At 61.6% G+C, this 18,942-nt stretch carries 14 protein-coding genes; 7 read left to right on the top strand and 7 right to left on the bottom strand.

Annotated elements, in window-relative coordinates; all coding sequences use genetic code 11:
* The first annotated feature begins 53 nt into the window (after window positions 1-53).
* Window positions 54-824, top strand: a complete 771-nt coding sequence (locus tag H3V53_RS01110; RefSeq protein ID WP_336596400.1) for a DUF3047 domain-containing protein — start codon at window positions 54-56, stop codon at window positions 822-824.
* Between the two features lie 134 nt (window positions 825-958).
* Here H3V53_RS01110 and H3V53_RS01115 read toward each other — a convergent pair whose 3' ends face one another.
* Entirely contained in the window at window positions 959-4,918 is a 3,960-nt protein-coding gene (locus tag H3V53_RS01115; protein ID WP_336596325.1) for an AfsR/SARP family transcriptional regulator, read from the bottom strand.
* Window positions 4,919-5,173: 255 nt separating this feature from the next.
* Between H3V53_RS01115 and H3V53_RS01120 the strand changes: the two genes are divergently transcribed.
* The 3 genes from H3V53_RS01120 to H3V53_RS01130 all read left to right on the top strand — a co-directional run bounded on the left by H3V53_RS01120 (window position 5,174) and on the right by H3V53_RS01130 (window position 7,657).
* Window positions 5,174-6,115, top strand: a complete 942-nt coding sequence (locus H3V53_RS01120) for a hypothetical protein (protein WP_336596326.1) — start codon at window positions 5,174-5,176, stop codon at window positions 6,113-6,115.
* Between the two features lie 257 nt (window positions 6,116-6,372).
* A complete protein-coding gene (locus H3V53_RS01125) occupies window positions 6,373-7,077 on the top strand; it encodes a ferredoxin reductase domain-containing protein (RefSeq protein ID WP_336596327.1) in 705 nt (234 codons plus the stop codon).
* 112 nt (window positions 7,078-7,189) lie between these two features.
* A complete protein-coding gene (locus tag H3V53_RS01130) occupies window positions 7,190-7,657 on the top strand; it encodes a YaiI/YqxD family protein (RefSeq protein WP_336596328.1) in 468 nt (155 codons plus the stop codon).
* A gap of 4 nt (window positions 7,658-7,661) precedes the next feature.
* Here H3V53_RS01130 and H3V53_RS01135 read toward each other — a convergent pair whose 3' ends face one another.
* From H3V53_RS01135 to H3V53_RS01150, 4 genes are all read right to left on the bottom strand, one after another.
* Window positions 7,662-8,414 (bottom strand): maleate cis-trans isomerase family protein, encoded by a 753-nt coding sequence (locus H3V53_RS01135; RefSeq protein ID WP_336596329.1) that lies wholly within the window; start codon window positions 8,412-8,414, stop codon window positions 7,662-7,664.
* A 26-nt stretch (window positions 8,415-8,440) separates the two neighbouring features.
* Window positions 8,441-9,763: an MFS transporter gene (locus H3V53_RS01140; protein WP_336596330.1), complete on the bottom strand. Its 1,323-nt coding sequence runs from the start codon at window positions 9,761-9,763 to the stop codon at window positions 8,441-8,443.
* A 252-nt stretch (window positions 9,764-10,015) separates the two neighbouring features.
* Window positions 10,016-10,900, bottom strand: a complete 885-nt coding sequence (locus H3V53_RS01145) for a LysR family transcriptional regulator (RefSeq protein ID WP_336596331.1) — start codon at window positions 10,898-10,900, stop codon at window positions 10,016-10,018.
* Between the two features lie 66 nt (window positions 10,901-10,966).
* Window positions 10,967-11,932: a D-2-hydroxyacid dehydrogenase family protein gene (locus H3V53_RS01150; RefSeq protein WP_336596332.1), complete on the bottom strand. Its 966-nt coding sequence runs from the start codon at window positions 11,930-11,932 to the stop codon at window positions 10,967-10,969.
* Window positions 11,933-12,275: 343 nt separating this feature from the next.
* Here H3V53_RS01150 and H3V53_RS01155 point away from each other — a divergent pair, with 343 nt between their 5' ends.
* Window positions 12,276-12,566: a hypothetical protein gene (locus H3V53_RS01155; RefSeq protein WP_336596333.1), complete on the top strand. Its 291-nt coding sequence runs from the start codon at window positions 12,276-12,278 to the stop codon at window positions 12,564-12,566.
* Between the two features lie 104 nt (window positions 12,567-12,670).
* Here the strand turns inward: H3V53_RS01155 and H3V53_RS01160 are convergent, their stop codons facing one another.
* Window positions 12,671-13,846 (bottom strand): porin, encoded by a 1,176-nt coding sequence (locus tag H3V53_RS01160; RefSeq protein ID WP_336596334.1) that lies wholly within the window; start codon window positions 13,844-13,846, stop codon window positions 12,671-12,673.
* Window positions 13,847-14,956: 1,110 nt separating this feature from the next.
* Complete coding sequence (locus H3V53_RS01165) at window positions 14,957-15,910, bottom strand: LysR family transcriptional regulator (RefSeq protein ID WP_336596335.1); 954 nt, start codon at window positions 15,908-15,910, stop codon at window positions 14,957-14,959.
* Window positions 15,911-16,080: 170 nt separating this feature from the next.
* On the opposite strand from H3V53_RS01165, the gene H3V53_RS01170 reads away from it, so the two are divergent.
* Both H3V53_RS01170 and ald read left to right on the top strand, forming a co-directional pair.
* Entirely contained in the window at window positions 16,081-17,298 is a 1,218-nt protein-coding gene (locus tag H3V53_RS01170; RefSeq protein ID WP_336596336.1) for an FAD-dependent monooxygenase, read from the top strand.
* A 422-nt stretch (window positions 17,299-17,720) separates the two neighbouring features.
* Window positions 17,721-18,842: an alanine dehydrogenase gene (gene ald, locus H3V53_RS01175; RefSeq protein WP_336596337.1), complete on the top strand. Its 1,122-nt coding sequence runs from the start codon at window positions 17,721-17,723 to the stop codon at window positions 18,840-18,842.
* Window positions 18,843-18,942 lie beyond the last annotated feature (100 nt).

An 18,942-nucleotide genomic window follows, 5' to 3' on the forward strand; every position in this document is an offset into this window, starting at 1 on the left:
GTCAGTTAAGTCAACACAGTGGATATCCAGACATGAACCGAACGGAAACAGCCATGCACCCGACCTCGATCGCGCGAGTACAGAGAGGAACACCGTGGCCACGCCGGATCGGCGCGTGCATCGCGCTTCTGCTGTTGCCAACGGCGCTCCTCGCTCAGGACGACAAGCCGGGTGTTGCCTTCTCCGCCAACGAGCCTGGCGCACCACTGCCCCCGGGATGGAAGAATCTGCCCGTCGTAAGCGGGAAAGCGGTAACACGCTACACGCTGGTACGCGACGACAGTACAACCGTCCTGCAAGCCGACGCGATCCATTCCGCCTCGGCGCTGATGCATGAGGGCAATATCGACCTGACCCGCACACCCGTTGTCACATGGCGCTGGAAAGCAGAAGGCCCGGTCGCGGGCGCCGACAACCGTTCCGGATCGAAAGAGGACGCGCCCGCGCGACTCGTGTTCGCCTTCGACGGCGACAAGAGCAAGCTGTCGCTGTTCGACCGGGCAAGCATGGACCTGGCCAAGCGCCTGGGCGGTCAGGAACTGCCCTATGCCACGCTCATGTATATCTGGTCGCCTACGGCCGCGCCAGGCAGCGTCATTCCTAACCCTCATACCGGGCGGGTCCAGATGATCGTCGTTTCCGGTCAGCCCGGCGATGCAGGTCAGTGGCAGAGTCTGCGCCGCAACATCGTGCAGGACTATGAGAAGGTCTTTCACGAACCGCCTGGACGGATCACCGGATATGGCCTGCTGAGCGACACCGACAACACGGGCAGCACGACTCGCGCGTGGTATGGAGACGTTCAGTTTCAGGCCGGGCCATGACGACATCGCGTCGATAGCGTCCCGTTTGATGGCGCGGCCCGCTCGACTGTTGGAGCGGTTCGGAAACGCGAGCGAGTGTGCGTCACGCGCTTCCAGGTCTGCATGATGCTTTTACAGCCTCGCAGACTTCCTCTTTACCGGCTGTTCAGTTGATCCAGGAGTGCTTGCGCCGTGCGCGAGTCGGCGAGTTCGCTGCCTTCTCTGACGCCTTCGCAGGCGGGCAACAGCACGGAAAGCGCGCTTTCCATATCCCCCGACGATGCCAACTGGCGAGCCAGGCTCACAGCCGCGCGAAGCAGCGCAGACTGCGCCCCCTGCATTTGCGCAATGACGATCGCCTCGCGCATGCACGCCAGCGCTTCGTCGCGTCGCGCCGGCCAGCGCGCCGCCAGCAATTCGCCTTTGATTCTCAGCATTTCCGGAAGCTGAAAGCGTCCCCCGTGTTGCGCGACAGCAGCAAGCGCTCGTTCGATCTCGACAAGCCCCGCCTCGGGTTCGCCCGCGCGGCCTAGCGCTTCGCCCAGCAGCGCGTTGAAGTACGGCAGGCCCATTTCGGCGCCCGTCGCACTGATCGCCGCGATGCCGTCGCGCATCCTTCGAATGCCATCGTCGAGACTGCCCAGTTGCGCGAGCGCACAGCCAAGCTGGAAAGTCCCTTGCGACAACAGCAAAGGCAAGTCGTACTGCTCGCAAACCGCGATTTCCTTCTGTGCCCATTGCTTTGCCAATTCCGGCTCGCCGCGCAGAAGATGCGCAAAGCTGGACGTCCAGTAAGCCAGTGCCGTCGTCAGCGGATGATCCAGTTCTTGCGCGAGCTGACGTGCACCGTCGCACGTCGACAGCGACTTGTCCGGGTAGCCGCGCAGACATTGCGCGAGCGCGGTGAAGCATCGGCAGCACACGCCGGGATCATGTCCGGAGTACTTGAATGTGAGTGCGTGGTCTCGCTCGCGCTCGTAAAGCGCCATTCCGCTCGTAGCATGAAACTCGGCAGTCGCGTATTCACCCATGAAAAAGCTGTTGGTCCAGAACAGATGATGTGTCTCGATACGAATGCCGCGGTCGTCGGCATGCTCCGCCAGCGCAGTGCAGCGATTGCCCAGTTCACGCGCGATGGCAGACTCGCCGCGGATCATCCGATATTGCCCTTCGCCTCGCAGCACGGTGAACAGCTCGCTATCGTCTCCTAGCTCCTCGCATAGCGCGCGGGCCTGCGTATAGGCGTCGAGCACTTCCGTGGCCGCCCAGCCCTTCGCCGCCATCATGGTCACGCCGAGCACCTTGTGGAGTTCGAGTTCGTGTCTGAGCAGCGCCGGCGTACGCGGCAACGTCCGGATGATCGCGAGCCCCTTGTTCACGTGTTCGATTGCCTGCTGAAACGCAGACCGCTGCAGCGCCTTGCCTGCCGACCGGTATAGGTACACGACAGCCTTGTCCCACAGTTCGCCCGCAAGCGCGTGATGCGCGAGACGTTCTACATGCTCGTCCAGACGCTGCGCATGCAGGCACTCGACGACCTGCACGAGATGCCGATGCACCGAACGTCTGCGCTCCTTGAGCACGCTCGCATAAGCGACGCGATGCGTGAGCGCGTGCTTGAAGGTGTACTGCCGTTGCGGCAGCAAACGCGTCTGGTAGATGAATTCAGCCGCCTGCAAATCGCCAATCAGATCGAGCACCCGCTCTTGATCGAGTTGCGCGATCGGCTGCAGCAGATCAATCGAGAACTCGTGTCCGATCACGGCAGCCAGTTGCAGCAGCGTCTTCTGCTGCGCGGACAGACGATCGATCCGCGAAGCAAGGACGGCATGTACCGTCGATGGAATATCGAACGTGTCGATGGTCCGGACCACCTGGTACGCACCCATCTGGCCGACCAGCGCCCCCGCATCGGCCAGTGCGCGAACCGACTCCTCCAGAAAGAGCGGTGTGCACTCTGTGCGCTCGATCAGGCGTCTGCACAGCACGCGTAGCTCGCGGGCCTCGCTTGTATCGCTGGCATTGCCGAGCAGCGAATGCAGCAGTTGCTCTCCGCTGCCGGCGTCGAGATTGTCCACGCGCAGCTGTGAGAAGTAGCTCTTGCCCGACCACGCGTGCCGATACTCCGGGCGGCAGGTCGCGAGCAACAACACCCGCGACGCACCAAGGCAGTCGACGAGATGATCGAGCACGGCCTGCGTGCCGTCGTCGTTCCAGTGCAGATCTTCGACGACCAGAATCAGCGGCGCATTTTCACTGGCGCGCATCACCAGCGCGGCGATGGCCTCAAGCGTATGCTTGCGCCGCTGCGGTGGACTCGCCTTGTCCCACTGCGAATCTTCAGACGGCAAGTCCAGCAGCGCGGCGAGCGCGGGAAGCGTCGGCGCCAGGGCTGGATCGATCGCACAGATGCCCTGGCGCAGTCTGTCGGCCACTTCGGCGATCGTATCGCGCTCGACGATGCCGAACCACGACCGCAACAGATTGGCGAACGGCAGATAGATTGCGCTCGTGTCGTGCGAGATCGTCCCCGTTTCGAGCGTCGTCCACCCGGCCGCGCGCGCCGCGTCGACGAATTCGTGCACGAGCCGGGACTTCCCTACCCCCGGCTCTCCAATCACCGCGCACACCTGGCCCGCGCCGCGCGCGGCACGCTCGAGCAGCCACCGCAAATTGGCCATCTCCGCGTCGCGACCGACAAAGCGCGACAGACTGCGCGCCGAGCGCGCATTCCAGCGAAGACGCAGCGCGGACTTCGTCTGCAGGATCGAGATCCCCATGGCGGGGGTTGCACCCACGAGCGTTCGCGCGGGAGCATCCGCAAGTTCGATGAATCCTTCGGCACTTCGCGCTGTGTCGGCACTCACGCCGATTTCGCCTGCAGCCAGTACGGAATCGATCCGGTTGGCGAGTTCGGGCACGGCGCCGAGCGCGTCGTAGTGCTGCAACTGGTCATTGCCGATCGTCCGGACCACGGCCTCGCCGGAATGGATGCCGATCCGCGCCTCCAGCGACGGAGCGCTGCGTGTCAGCACGGCTTCGCGCATTTCAAGGGCCGCGTAACAGGCGCGCACGGCGTGATCTTCATGTGCGACGGGCGCGCCGAACAGCGCGGTCATGCCATCGCTTCGCAGCTGCGTGACGAGACCGCCGAAACGCTGGACGACCTCGATCATGGCCTTCAGTACCGGGTCGATGCGTCCAAGCGCGATCTCGGGATCGCTGGCATCGCTGGCGTCGCTGGCGTCGATCGGTTCGCGCACACGCACGCACAGCACGCTCAGCTGCTTTCGCTCCGCCGGCAATTCACGTCCGCTCGACGTGCGCTCTGGCTCTTGCGCTGTATTGCCGGCAGACCGGGCTGGCGTCTGAGGCACGTCGCGCGGAACTGACTCATGCTGGATGCGCGCGGCCAGGCGTTGCGTGCTCTCGGCGGGGGCGATGCCGAGTTCGGCATTGAGCACCCGCACGCATTCCTGATACTGCCGCACAGCGGCATCCCGGCGCCCTGTCCTCGCATAGAGCCTGATGAGCGCGGCGTGTGCCCACTCGAGCAACGGGTCGACGATCAGCGCTTTGCTCGCGGTCTCAATCGCCCGGTCCCATTCGTCAGATTGTTCATACAGGCCCGCGAGTTCGGCGAAAACCTCCATCGCGCGTTCGTGATACCAGCGGCGCTCCACGGTCATCCACTGTTCGAACGAGTCCTCGCGCAAGCCGAAGCCGTCCAGCAACGCACCGCGGTAAAGCGACACGGCCTGTTTCAACGAATCGGCAGAGCGCTGGCTCGCGAGATGGACGAACTGCAGCGCGTCGACCTCGACGAGGTGGGCATCGAGCCAGATGGCATCCGTTTCGGCATTCAGCAGCGGCGCGTCCGGCAGGAGTCGGCGCAAGCTCGACAGGGTCTGCCGCAAGCTGGCTCTCGCCTGCTCGTCGGCGCTGCGGTCCCAGAACACGCTGGCGAGCTGTTCGCGCGTGCGCAGCATGCCCGGCGACAGCGCGAGGTACGCAAGGACAGCCCTGCTTTTCCTTGTAGGAAATTCCAGCGGCGCGTGCGTCCCGGCAAGCTGAATGTGCAAGCCGCCGAGGACTTGGATCGTAAGCCGGGCCATGTCATGCGCGAAATGGGATACCTGACAAACAGTTTACCCCGCGCGGCACGCGTGATCGGACCTCGCGAGCATTCTTTTTGACGACGTTTTTACGCTGCCGGGCGCGCTGTTCACGGTTCCATCACGTCCGTCGACGACAGTAAAGGCGTGACGATGCCTCAAGCCCGGTCCAGCAACACGTTCAACGGCCCGGACATGCCAGGTGGCAGCGGCACATGAGACCAGAGGTACATCACGATTGAAGGAGTTGTTTCAATGGAAACCATGATCGAAGAGCAATCGCTCGAAACCAATCGCTACGCCAAATGTATTGCCGCATCCAGGCGCGTGCGCTGGGATATCGACCGGGACGTCATCCGCGGCCGGAGCTTCGACTTCACGAAGAAATTCTTGCCGGACGCCCTGTCGAAAGTCGATTCCCTCGCGCTCGTCAGTCCCGACGAGCGGCGTCTGCTCAGTCAGATCCAGGGGCGCACTTACGCGAACATGTTCGGTCTCGTCGAGCGCTTCATTGCAGCGAAGGTACTCGATATGAGCGGTCCGTACCGTCTTGGCGATCAGATCGCGCTCGAAGCACTGGTCCGGTTCAGCGATGAAGAAATCAAGCATCAGGAACTCTTTCGCCGCATCGAGCAGATGTGCGCGCAAGGCATGCCGGCCGGCTACGCATTCCTGCCGGAAGCGAACAGCGTCGCCTCGTACGTGCTCGCGAAGTCCACGTGGGCCGTGCTCGCGCTGACCTGTCATATCGAACTGTTCGTGCTTGCGCATTATCGGGGGAGCATCGATGGCGACACGAACTCATCCGAGCTCTGGAAGGATGTCTTTCTTTATCACTGGCGTGAGGAGTCGCAGCATGCCATCCTCGACGAACTCGAATGGCAGCGCGAAGACGCAAAGCTCTCACCTGACGAGCGTGACAAGGCAGTCGACGATCTGATCGAACTGGTCGGCGCCATTGACGGCATGCTGCAAACGCAGGCGCATGCAGATGCCAGCTACTTTTCCGCGATCTGCGGACGGTCCCTCACGATGACGGAAGAAGACGCCGTGCGCAACAGCCTGCTTGCCGCCTACAGGTGGCAATACATCCTCTCCGGTGTGCAGGAACCGCGCTTCAGCCGGGCACTCAACAGCATGATCACTGAAAATCAGGCGGCCCGGATCGCAATGGCGATGGCGCCCATCATGATGTAGCGCGAGAGAGCCGGCGCCGACATCGCGAGATGTGCGGCGTCCGGCTCGGGCCGCTGGAAATAGCATGACAGCAGCAGCTTAAACAGAAAGTACGCTCTGAAAATACCAGCGTTGCACTAATCGCTCAAAGCCTTTAACCGCGCGGGTTTCCGCACGCAATCATCGCTGCCCGTTCACGACTGCTCGCCATCACTGTCCATCCTTGACACCGTATCGGCTAGAGTTCCATCTGAGATGCAGGTCCTATTGGAGACGACATGCGCGACAATCTGATTCCCGTCATCGTTAGCAGGAAATGGCAAATCGCCAACGGATATCATGCCGTTGAACTTCGAACGACGTCCAGATCGGCGCTTCCGCCGTATAACGACGGATCGTGTGTCACGCTGTGCGTGAATAGCACCGGCGATAACGAAAGAATTTATCCCTTGCTTGGTGTGTCGTCCCTGTCGGATGGTTACGTAGTCGGCGCAAGACAGGAAAGCGATGACAAAACCGATAGTCCGCTATCGCCGTTTCTGTTGAATGAACGAGACGAAGTATTTGTCGGCGCTCCCAAAAGCCCACCGACGATTCTGGACAATTGCGCGCGCTCTATCCTGTTTGCCGGCGGCATAGGCGCGGCATCGATCGCGGGAATCGCGAAGCGGCTCGCATCAGCGGGCCAGAGGTTCGAGGTGCACAACTTCGCCCGATCGGCCGACCGCGCAGTTCTCCGCGAAGATCTCGACGCGCTTCGAAGTCACGGCAAGGTCTCCCACTATTTCGGCCTGTCCGACGATCTGTTCGCGCAAAAGAGTGCCCATGCGATGAGTCCAACGCACGCCAACACACAGATTTACTGCAGCGGCCCCCCTGCTTTTATGGACCTTATCGAGCGTCAGGCCCGCGAATGGGTGTACGCAGCGAACATTCATAAAATTGCCCTTGGCGATCAAACGGCATGTTCGGCGACAGCGTGAACGCGCGATGAGTGAGGGAGGTGAGCTTCCAACTTGCATCGACCGACAGCAGATTCGCCTCAGATGCGTGCGCGCAGTAACATGAGGTTCTCTCTCTATCGGAAATACCTCGATGCAAGTGCTAGTGGATGCAGACGCCTGTCCGGTTGTCGTCAAGGAGATGCTGTTTCGGGCCGCGCGGCGTGTCGAAGTTCGCGTCACGCTGGTCGCGAATCAGTATTTGCGCACGCCGCCGTCCCCCTTTATCAAAGCACTACAGGTGCCAGCCGGCTTCGACTCCGCCGATAACCGCATCGTCGAACTGGCCGCAAACGGCGACCTCGTGATTACGGCGGACATACCGCTTGCCGCCGCCGCGCTCGACAAGGGCGCGCATGTGCTCGATCCGCGCGGAAGCTGGTTTAGCCGTGACAATATCCAGGAACGCCTGACGATGCGCGATGTGATGGATCAGCTTCGCAGTTCGGGCATAGAAACGGGCGGCCCCTCACCTTATAGCGCGAACGACAGCAAGGCGTTCGCGGCACAACTGGACCGCTTCCTCGCGCGCCATCGCGCATCGTCAGGCGGGACCGCCTGAAGCCTTAAAACTTCCCGGACAAGAGATAGCCGGCGTTCGGCACCTGAGCCTTCAGTCCAAGCGTCTTCAGGATACGATAAACAGTGGAGACCGCCGCCGACAGAACCGGCTTGCCGAGACGATCTTCAACGGCCTGGATGGCCGGCAACGACGGCATTTGCACGCATGCCGACAGCACGACGGCATCGGCGTTGCTGATGTCTAGCCGGTCGGCGTGAGCAATCAGATTCATCGGATCGAGACGGCCGACGGCCAGATTGTCGGACACTTCAAGGCTCATCGAATCCGTGACTTCGATGTCCTCGCTCTGGATGTAGTCGACAACCTGCTGCGTCAGCGGCTTCATGTACGGCGTGATGATAGCGACGCGCTTGAAGCCCATCGCCTTCACGCCTTCGATCAGCGCACCCGCCGAACTGATGATCGGCGTCGGCGCGTTGTTGCTTTCAACCGCCTTCTGCAAACGCGCTTCTGACACGCGGTGATAGCCCGCGCCCTGACACATGATGGCGACGAGGCATGCGTAGGCGAGAACGTCGCAACGCGCATCGCTGAGTTCGAGCGCGCAACGATCGCTGTCGACATCCATCTTCTTCAATTCTTCCGGCGTGACATGCATCATGCGCATGCGCGCGGAGTGGAACGTGAAGCGTTGTTCCGGGAACAGCGCGTGACGCGCGTTGAGCATCGCAGGGATTTCCGTCTCCATCGTCGTGTTGGAGCTGGGCACGATCTGGCCGATTCGATAAGTCTTCATAGTCGATTCAGGTTAAGAGTTGGCAATCAGTTTCCGCTTGTGAGTTGTACGCCCTGCGTTTCCCGAAGCGTGAAGACGAGAATCGCGGCGGTGACATAGGCAATCGATGCGATGCAGTACGTCGCCGTAAAGCCCATCAACGGAATCAAAACGGGGACGAGCTTGATGCCGGCGATCGCTCCGACGCGGCCGAAGTTAAAGCAGAAGCCTGCTGCCGTAGAACGGATGCTGGTTGGAAACAGCTCCGCGTACCACGCACCGAAACCGCTGAAGTAGCCCGTGAAAAAACCGAGCAGCGCCGACAGCACGCCGAGAATCACGATGTTCTGTGCGTTGAAATCGAGCTTGCCGTTGGTGAGCGGAATCATCGTCGCGCCGTAGGCGAAGATCGGCACGGCGATGGCAATGCCGACGAAGAATCCGGCGAATGCAGCGCGTCGTCCGAAACGCTCGGCGAGCCAGCCGTACGCCAGATAGCCGGCCGTCGCACCGATACCCGTCCAGACGAGAAACACGGGTGCCTGATCGATGCGCACATGCAGCACGCTTTGCAGATAGGTCGGCGTAAAGGTCGTGATAATCCAGTAGCCGTACATGCCCAGAATGGAAATCGCCAGCGCCAGCAGCGTCGTGCGGAAAAATTCGGGCTTGAAAATCTGCATCAGATTGCCCTTGCTCGCGTTCTTCTTCTTCAGAAAGTCGCGGTTGGCGAGCCAAACGGGCGACTCTTTGACGAACACCAGAATAAACAGCGCGATGCAGTACGCCGGAATAGCGGACAGGATGAAAAGCTTGCGCCACGAAGCTGGATCCGACGCGTCGAGCAAAGTCCACGCAAAAACCGCCGCCAGCAGGCTGCCACCCGACCAGCCGGTTTGCATCACCGCGATGGCTTTCGCGCGGCTCGATGGCGCCCAGATTTCGCTGACTAGCGCGACAGCCGCCGACCACAGCCCGCCCACACCGATCCCGACTGCAAAGCGGAACACACTCAATTCCCAGAGGTTCTGCGCAAAGCCGCACAGCAGCGTGCCCGTTGCGTAGGTCAAGACAGAGATCAGCAGCGTTCTCTTGCGCCCGATCTTGTCGGCGATATTGCCAAGAAAGAAACCGCCGATACCCGTGGCCAGCAGAAACCAGGCGACGGTCGACACGACCTCGGATAACGAGGCCGTAAACGTATGCGCGACGGCCAGAATGACGAAACCGAACACGGTTGCATCGAGCGCATCGAATAGCCAGGCGCCCCACGAACCGGCCAGCGTCACATAGCGGCTCGCAATTGACATCTCGCCGGTTGAATCGGCGAGCACTGCCCGCGTTGTCTCCACTGCTCCATTACTGTTCATTGTTTTTCCGATGACGGCCGCATGAACCGTGTTGATCCGAAACCCCCGAACGCACGCGTATTGCACGAACCCATGACTGTCGAATGCCGCAAAGCGCAAGGCAGTGAGTGCCCTGCCGATTGCGGTGGCCGGTTAGAGAGGGAGTCTGGCGCGACGAATGTGCGTCGGGTGGATTGATGCTAAGGACGCTGGGCGCGCCTGTCCAACAACCATTCGCGAGCCCGCCATAACGAAACGCGATGGCAAGACGCGTCAGGCACTCGTGCGCAGATGATCGAAGAACAGGCGAGCAACGGGTGACAGGGCGTCGGCGCGGCGCACGCAGATGACGAGTTCGCGGGTTGCCCACGGCTCGTCCAGCTTCAACATGCGCGTGCCTGGCAAGCGGTATAGCTCGGCGTTGCCGGCAGGCAGAATGCCGACTCCCATGCCGACCTGAACCATCTTGCAGAGCGCGTCATACGACGACACCTCGACCTTCGCGCGCAGCGATTTGCCCGCCTGAGCGGCCGCATTCAGCATCTGAAAGCGCAGATGCGTACCCGCGCGCAGCACGACGTGCTCGTAGTCGAGCGTCTGCGCAAACGTGACGTGCTTGCGGGTCGAAAGGGGGTGATCGACGGGGACCAGGACCTTCAGTTCGTCGCTGCGAAAAGGATGTACTTCGATATCGGCGCTATGCGGCAAGCGTGTAAAAACGCCGATCTCCGCGACGTTCGCCGCCACGCTTTCGGTGATCGCGAGACTGTCGCGCTCCAGCAGCGACACGTCCACGTCCGGATAGCGTTCGCTGAACGACTTCACAAGAGGCGGCATGCAGGTCGAGATGGCGGAAATGTTGACCAGCACGCGTACCGAACCGCGCAGGCCGTCCGAAAACGCTTTCATCTGCAAGACGATATTGCGCAGATCGTCCAGCAAATCGCGCGACAGAACGGACAGGTTCACGCCCGCTGCCGTCGGTGTGATGCCTTTGTTGGTCCGCACGAGCAGTGGCGTACCGAAGAGTTCTTCGAGTTCTCTTAGCCGTTTGCTCACGGCGGGCGCAGCGATGTGTTCCAGTTCGGCGGCGGCTGCAATCGTGCCTTCTTCGACGACGCGCACGAACAGCCTGAGCGAAAGTGGATCGAGCTTCAAGTTATGCTCCAGCTTCAGTGAGCGACGCCCGCTGCGGGCGAGCGTCGCCGCAAGGCACGGTGCGGCTTACACGTTGTCCGTCTGTTGTGTCTGATCGAGCCATTCGACGATGTTTCGCACGGTATCGCGATAGAACGTCTGATACATCTCCTGCGTCACGTAGCCGATGTGCGGCGTGGCCAGCAGATTGCGCTGCGCGCGCAAAGGATCAGCTGCATCGAGAGGCTCGACGTCGTACACGTCGATGGCGGCGCCTGCAATCTGCCCGTTGTCGAGTGCGGCGCGTAGGGCGCCAATATCCACGATCGGGCCGCGCGATGTATTGATGAGGCGGCTAGCCGGCTTCATGCGCGCAAGCTCGGCCGCGCCGACCAGGCCGCGCGTCCGTTCGCTCAGACGGAGATGGATGGACAGGAAATCCGAGGTCGAAAAGAGCGTGTCTTTATCGACCAGTTGTACGCCTTTCGATTCCGCGCGTTCGGCGGTGAGATTCTGGCTCCACGCGATCACGTTCATCCTGAACGCGCGGCCGATCACACCGACAGCTGAACCGATGTGGCCCAGACCTAGCAACCCGAGTGTCTTGCCGGCAAGCTCAGTGCCGAGCGTGCGTTGCCAGCCGCCTTCGCGCAGCGATTGGTTTTCGATCGCGATGTTGCGCGCCATGCCGAGAATCATCGCCCATGTGAATTCGATCGTCGGCGTCGACGAGTAGCTGGTGTGCGCGACCTTGATGTTGCGTTGCGCCGCGGCCTCCGTGTCGATTGACGCGTTGGCGGCCCCCGTCGACGCAATCAGTTTCAGATTCGGCAGACTCTCGATGATTTCGCGCGTGAGCGGCGTACGCTCGCGCATCACAGAGACCACGTCGAAAGGCCTCAGACGCTCGATGATCTGCGCTGTATCGGCGATGTGATCGTTGAAGACCGTGATGTCGGCGCGGCCTTTCAATGCAGACCAGTCGGCCATGTCGAGCGCGACGTTCTGATAGTCGTCGAGTATCGCAATACGGATGAGGGACGACGATGGCATGCTCAAATCCTTTCGGTTGTGAAATGGACGCGGCGCTCGGTCGCGAGCGCCGATTGTGCGCAGTGTACCCGCGGACGCGCATCGCCGCTTTTGCATTGCACCGACTTGGCTGCCGTGATCTGTTTCACCTCGAGGTGATGCAGGCCGCCATGCGTTTATCGGCTACGTGAAGAACCATCGACTCGGTGCGCCAGGCTTGCAGTATTCGCCCCTTTCGGGCGCACCCGGCGCGCGTGGCGTAAACGATGCCAAAGTTGTCACTTATGACGATATTGTTTTCATAGGGTTGTGGCTAGAGTGGTCCCCGTTGCAGCTTGCAACGTAGATCGATCAAGGAGAACTCATGAAGGTTTTCGCAGTCGGCACGATCACCACTCCGCCCTCGCCGGAACAACAGCAGCAGATCATGTCGAAGGAAGTGCCCGATACGCTGCAGCTTTATCTCGACGGAAAGATCGAGCAATTCTGGTTTCGCCATGACCGCCCTGGCGTGATTTTTCTCATGCAGGCCAAGTCCGTCGATGAAGCCAAGCTGGCCGTCGATCGTCTTCCACTGACGGAAGGCGGATTCATGACGTTCGAGCTGACGCCCGTCGGGCCGCTCGCGCCATTGGGCCGCTTGATCCAGAAGTAAGCGCCGCAGGATGGCGGCTCGATGAAATGCGGTGCACCGGCCGACGCAATCGCATCAGTCAGTGCACCCGCGCTTAATGCGTGCTAAGGCGTAGTAAGGCGTCTTTAGAACATCTTGCGCAAACCGATTGCCACGCCAAGCTGGTTGGTCCGGCCAACGGTGTTGGTCGGCACGCCGGCGGAATCGACGCCGCCTGGGTAGTCGGCGGAGAAGGCGCCGGTGCCGCGCGCCCAGTCGGTGATCGCATAGACCTCTGACTGCTTCGAGAACGAGTACTCGGCAAGTATCGTGGCCGACTGGTTCACGCCCACACCCAGCGAGCCGTCGAGTCTTTCGGCGTTGCGCGCGTGTCCGTAGTAATACGCGAACGTGAACAGCAGCGGCGGGATCGCTTTCCAGTTCGCGCCGATGTAGTACGTGTCGTCGATGCGATTGGGGCTTGCGCCTTTCAGCTTCGGCGAGCCGCCCTGTTGCATGTTGACGTCGGTCAGACCCGTCTGGTCTTGCGCGTGCAGCCAGCCCGCCAGCAGACGTACGTCGTGTGTGATCTGATACGCGCCGCTGATGTGCAGAAAGGTGTTCTTGGCGCCGTTCACTGCGCTGCCGACCGCCATGCCCGTGGCGGAGCCCGTCGCCGCAGTGGGCACGGAGACCTGTTGATAGCCAGCGTTGAGCATCGCGGGGCCGAACGTGTACGTCAGTTCCACCGCGTAGATGGCACCGAGGCCGAGCGCACCTGGCTGATTGCCGAAGCCGTACGCCGCGTCGATCGCGAGATTATAGAAAGTGCCTTTGTACTTGACCGCGTTGTTGATCTCCAGGTACGGGCCGATACCGTTGTATGGCCAACTGTTCTGCCAATAGTTGCCCACTGTCAACGGATCGAAGATGTCGCCCAGCGTGTCGTAAGCGGGCGCGTATTGCAGGCCGAAGGTCAGCGCGCCCCACTTGTCGTTCGACAGGCCGACGTAAGCCTGCCGACTAAAAAGCGTGTTGGGAACGTGGAGTTCGCCGTTGAAGGCTTCGAACCCGTTTTCGAGGTGAAATAGTGCGGCCCATCCTCCACCGAGATCTTCACTGCCCTTCAAGCCCCAGCGGCTGTGGGTTTCCGGGCCCGACGTCATGGAGACGAGGTCGTCGCCGCCCGGACCGGCGTTCGTCTGATAGCGGATTGCTTCATCGACGATGCCGTATAACGTGACCGAGCTTTGCGCGATAGCCGTCGAAGTCGCGACGGCGAACAGTGCGCCAACGGCACTGGAGTAGACGATTTTCTTCATCACCGATCCACAGTAATTAGTGAGCCTACTGGTCAATACTTCCGCGGATTCGAACCACAAGATTGTGACGGGCAGAATAGCCGGTCAAATCGGCGAAGCATAGTGATTTGCTGTGGAGTGTTGCTAATTTGCCGTGCCCATTCAGGCGTAGGTACGGGACTGAATGGTATGGTGATTGACGCGTCGTCCGCCCAATTTTCAACGGGTAGCCAGAAGCGAAACTGGCGTGATGTACGCGGTTTGTATTGGAGAAGGCGTGAACATTGCGCATCCGATTAGCGACCAATGCGAACTCGCCTTGCGTATTGCCCGGTCCGTTCAAGCCGCGCAACGACGCGCGCTTTTGACAGCCAGGATTGACACGACCGCTCACGAAGCGAGCGTTTCACAATGCAACGCAGCAATTCAATGTGATTTCCCAAACGGCAGCCTGGCTGCGCGTACGGCGGGAAAACTTGCGTGGAAAAAGGAAAAGACTTAAAACGGAGGCACCGCCCATGCATCCAATACGTCGCGCAGACGACGCGCACAACATGTGGGTGCATCGAGGAGAACCCTGGATGAAACAGTTCGAACACGCCCTGCCGGCCGGCCACGCGCATCGCACCGAAACTTTTCAGCATTGGCTGGAACAGTTCAATCCGGGGTGAGCTGTTGAAGGCCGACGAAAGCATGAATCTCGTGATGCGCGACGCGGAGCGCAGCGTCGTGCCCGTCAGCCGGGCGCGCGTCGCGCAGTTGAAGGAGCACTTCGGCGTGACGTGAACGCAGCACGCCGGCGCGCTGGCGACGTGACTGTCCCCGGCGCACGCATTTTTCAGGAGGCGCGATGGATGCGATATGTCCGCTGCACGGCCCCACGACCATCGTTCGCACGAATGCGTACGGGTTCCCCGTGTACGCATGCTGCTGCAACGACGTCCCTCATCTGACGCCTCCGGACGCCTGCACGCGTGCACCGACGCAAAGCGGTTCGGAGCCGCAGCAGCGCCCTAGACAGCCGGACGCGAAAAGGGAATGAGGTTGGCCTTGCCAAGTATGTCTCGCGTCGAAACGGCTTGCGTCGTCGCGGCGGCCGCTCCCGGTTTAGGTGCTGCCAGGCTGATCGAATCACCGCCCGACGCCGACCTTTGCAGCCTTCGTTCTGCGCGTTTGCGACGCCGAGTCTGCGAACAGGTCGATCACCATCCCGCGCAGCCAGCGATTGCCTTCGTCGTGGTGAACTCGCGCATGCCACAGCAAATGGATTGGCGCTGCGGGCAATGTCGAAGGCAGCGCCCGCAGGCTCAGGGAAAACGGCGCGGCCAGCTGCAAGGCCAATCGCTCCGGCACCGTGGCGATCAGATCGGTGCGTTGCAGGATATAGCCGACGCTCATGAAATGCGGCACCGTCAATCGCACCCGGCGCTGCACGCCTCGACGTTTCAGCCAATCGTCCACCTGACCGTGTCCGGTGCCCGCTGACACCACCACCAGATGCTCGGCTTCCCGCCACGCTGCGAGCGTGAGCGGCGCATCTTCAAGCGCATGGCCGCGCCTGAAAACGCAGACGTACCGCTGATTGAACAGACGCCGCTGATAGAACCCGCCTTTGAGTTGGGGCAGCAGACCGATGGCAAGATCGACCCTGCCCTCTGCCATCTCGTTGCTCAGATTGACGCTCGTGTCCCGAACGGTATTGAGCGCGATGCCAGGCGCCTCGCGCGATAGCCGCTCGACAAGCGCGGGCAGAAAGACGACCTCGCCGATGTCGGTCATGCCGATCGTGATTGTGCGCGTGACGTGCAGTGGATCAAAACCGGTCTCGGGATTGAGTGCGGCATGCAAGATGGCGAGTGCCTGAGAAACGGGCTCTGCGAGACTCAACGCGAACGGCGTGGGCACGACGCCGCCGGGCCCGCGCACGAACAGCGGGTCACCCAGCCGTCGACGCAGTTTGGCGAGCGCATTGCTCACGCCAGGCTGACTCATGTTCATCTGCTCGGCCACGGTGGATACGCGCCGCTCCTGCATCAACCGCTGGAAGAGCAGCAGCAGATTGAGATCGGGTTCGCTCAGATTCATGACGCGGGCATTCCTCGCTCATTGATTTCAGTGATGTCGTGGATTCAGCCCATTTTATTGTGAAATGGGCCGCCGCTGCCGAGAATTCAGACACGGCACATGCATCAGCTTCAGCACAGCACGGGTGCCCTGCCGACGCAAACACGCAGTCTGAATACGGGAGACACTTGATGAAACAGCTGGATCTGAAGATCGCAATTATCGGTGCCGGCATCGGCGGCCTCACGCTCGCGCTTGCACTGCGAGAACACGGCATCAACGCACAGCTCTATGAGCAGACGGATGAACTTCGCGAGGTGGGAGCGGCAGTCGCGCTCTCGGCGAATGCCACGCGCTTTTACGAGAACATGGGACTGCGTGCAGCCTTCGATGCCGTGTGCGCCGAAATTCCAGCGCTGATCTATCGGGACGGACGCAACGGCGAAGTCATCGGACGGCATCGCGGCGAACCGAGCTATCGCCAGCAGTTCGGAGGCGCCTATTGGGGCGTGCACCGCGCGGATCTGCAGGCCGTGCTGTCGAACGCGGTCGGCCTCGATCGCATCAATCTCGGTCATCGGCTGACCGATCTCGTGCAGCATCCGGATCACGTGAGTTTGAGTTTCGCTAACGGGCGGCGTATCGACGCCGATCTGGTGATTGGCGCGGACGGGGCGCGCTCGATCACGCGACGCTGGATGCTCGGCTACGACGACGCCCTGTATTCAGGCTGCTCAGGTTTTCGAGGCGTGGTGCCGGCCGCACGCATGGATCTGCTGCCCGATCCCGAGGCCATTCAGTTCTGGGTCGGACCGCAGGGCCATCTGCTTCACTATCCCATCGGCGACAAAGGCGATCAGAACTTCCTGCTGGTCGAGCGCCATCCGTCGCCATGGTCGTCGCGCGACTGGGTCACGCCTGCAAGCGAGGGCGAACAACTGCGCCTGTTCAAGGACTGGCATCCGGCAGTCGTGCAAATGATCTCAGCGGTACCCATCAGCCAGCGCTGGGGCCTGTTCCATCGTCCCCCGCTCGGGCGCTGGAGCAAGGGCCGCGTGACGCTGATCGGCGATGCCGCGCACGCGCTCGTCCCGCACCACGGCCAGGGCGCCAATCAGTCGATCGAAGATGCCGTGGTGCTGGCCGCGCAACTGGCCAAAGCGGGCCCGGGCGGCTGGCGCGGAGCGCAGGAGCAGTACGAGCGGCTTCGGCGGGGCCGCACGCGCAAAGTGCAATACGCCTCGATCACGACGGCCGACGTGTTGCATCTTCCGGACGGACCCGAAGCGCAGGCGCGCAATGCGCGTCTTCGCGCACGCGACAGCGTGCTGCATCATCTGGACTGGATTCACGATTTCGACGCGCTCGCACAAGAGCCGACGGAACGCCAGGGCGGCACCTGGCTTTGAACGGCACGCCAGACGTAATGCGTCGCAGCAATCGCAAAAGCGGACGATCAAGCAATGTGTCAGCGCGACCCGTCCGCTTGTTTTCAGTCGTTTCAACCAAAACGGGGCGCAATTACATGAACAAGCACTGCCATATCATCGATATGATTGCGTAAATCACTCCACGCAGCCGGCGTCGTCCTGACGCCCGGCTCGATACTCCGCATGCGAGCCGGCACACAAACCGTCACCACGCTGGATACCGCCCGAGCGCACGGCAACCGTGCAGCAATCAGACGCCCGGCGGGTGGCCACTGCCGACCGCTTCTCGCGGACCTCCTCTCACTCGCACAGCCTCCACGACCAGCGCTCGTCAATTGCCTCGAGCGTCTGACGAATCAGATTCATTCGCGGCACACAGACAGTCCCACACAGGAGGCGATATGCACATCGGTATTCCGAAGGAGATCAAGAACCACGAGTACCGCGTCGGTCTCACGCCGTCGTCGGTGCGCGAGATCGTCGCGCACGGACACAGCGTGAGTGTCGAAACGGGAGCGGGTGCGGGCATCGGCGCAACGGACGACGCATACCGGACCGCGGGCGCACAGGTTGCGCCTGACGCTCAAGCGGTGTTCGCCGCCGCCGACATGATCGTCAAGGTGAAAGAGCCGCAACCGCGCGAGCGCGCCATGCTGCGCAAAGGGCAGATCCTTTTCACTTATCTGCACCTCGCGCCGGACCCGGAGCAGTGCGCCGATCTCGTCAAAAGCAACGCTGTATGCATCGCCTATGAAACGGTCACGCAGCGCGGCGGCGGACTGCCGTTGCTCGCGCCCATGTCCGAAGTCGCGGGCCGTATGTCGATCCAGGCGGGCGCATTTTGCCTGGAGCGCGCGCATGGCGGAAAGGGCATTTTGCTAGGCGGCGTGGCGGGCGTGCCCTCCGCGAAGATCGCCATCCTCGGTGCTGGCGTGGTGGGCAGCAATGCCGCGCAGATCGCAGTCGGCACGGGTGCGCAGGTCGTCGTGATCGACCGCAATGTCGATGCGCTGCGACGCATGGACCGGCTGCTGGGCGCACGCGTGATCACCGTGTATTCGAATCAGGACAATATCGAGCACCATGTGCTCGGTGCCGATCTCGTGATCGGCGGCGTGCTCGTGCCCGGTGCGGCGGCGCCCAAACTCATCACGCGCGAAATGGTCGGGGCAATGAGCCCGGGCTCCGTCATCGTCGATGTCGCAATCGACCAGGGCGGATGCTGCGAAACCGCCCGGCCCACGACTCATGCGGAGCCCACGTACAAGGTCGGCGAAGTCGTGCACTACTGCGTGGCGAACATGCCCGGCGGCGTGCCGCGCACCTCGACCTATGCGCTGAACAACGCAACGCTGCCCTTCGTGCTGCAGATTGCCGACCAGGGCTGGCGCAAGGCGCTCGCAGACGACGAACATCTGCGTCGTGGTCTGAATGTCGCGTTCGGCAAAGTGACGTGTCCTGAAGTGGCTGAAGCGCTCGGCTATCCGTGCGAGGACGCGGAGGTCGTCGCCGCCGAATCGTAATAACCTGGGGATGACGGTGTTCAAAGGGCCAGCTTCTGCCTCGTAATACGAATACCGTCACCCTTCTTTGCTGATCAAGCTCTGGCCAACCCGCACGCGC

Origin of the sequence: Paraburkholderia bengalensis (assembly GCF_037126505.1) — a bacterium.
GTDB classification, from domain to species: Bacteria; Pseudomonadota; Gammaproteobacteria; order Burkholderiales; family Burkholderiaceae; genus Paraburkholderia; species Paraburkholderia bengalensis.

Bases quoted from the DNA above. Each gene is read 5' to 3' on its own strand.
- H3V53_RS01110 (WP_336596400.1), top strand. From the start codon at position 54: ATGCACCCGACCTCGATCGCGCGAGTACAGAGAGGAACACCGTGGCCA.
- H3V53_RS01115 (WP_336596325.1), bottom strand. From the start codon at position 4,918: ATGGCCCGGCTTACGATCCAAGTCCTCGGCGGCTTGCACATTCAGCTT.
- H3V53_RS01120 (WP_336596326.1), top strand. From the start codon at position 5,174: ATGGAAACCATGATCGAAGAGCAATCGCTCGAAACCAATCGCTACGCC.
- H3V53_RS01125 (WP_336596327.1), top strand. From the start codon at position 6,373: ATGCGCGACAATCTGATTCCCGTCATCGTTAGCAGGAAATGGCAAATC.
- H3V53_RS01130 (WP_336596328.1), top strand. From the start codon at position 7,190: ATGCAAGTGCTAGTGGATGCAGACGCCTGTCCGGTTGTCGTCAAGGAG.
- H3V53_RS01135 (WP_336596329.1), bottom strand. From the start codon at position 8,414: ATGAAGACTTATCGAATCGGCCAGATCGTGCCCAGCTCCAACACGACG.
- H3V53_RS01140 (WP_336596330.1), bottom strand. From the start codon at position 9,763: ATGAACAGTAATGGAGCAGTGGAGACAACGCGGGCAGTGCTCGCCGAT.
- H3V53_RS01150 (WP_336596332.1), bottom strand. From the start codon at position 11,932: ATGCCATCGTCGTCCCTCATCCGTATTGCGATACTCGACGACTATCAG.
- H3V53_RS01155 (WP_336596333.1), top strand. From the start codon at position 12,276: ATGAAGGTTTTCGCAGTCGGCACGATCACCACTCCGCCCTCGCCGGAA.
- H3V53_RS01160 (WP_336596334.1), bottom strand. From the start codon at position 13,846: ATGAAGAAAATCGTCTACTCCAGTGCCGTTGGCGCACTGTTCGCCGTC.
- H3V53_RS01165 (WP_336596335.1), bottom strand. From the start codon at position 15,910: ATGAATCTGAGCGAACCCGATCTCAATCTGCTGCTGCTCTTCCAGCGG.
- H3V53_RS01170 (WP_336596336.1), top strand. From the start codon at position 16,081: ATGAAACAGCTGGATCTGAAGATCGCAATTATCGGTGCCGGCATCGGC.
- ald (WP_336596337.1), top strand. From the start codon at position 17,721: ATGCACATCGGTATTCCGAAGGAGATCAAGAACCACGAGTACCGCGTC.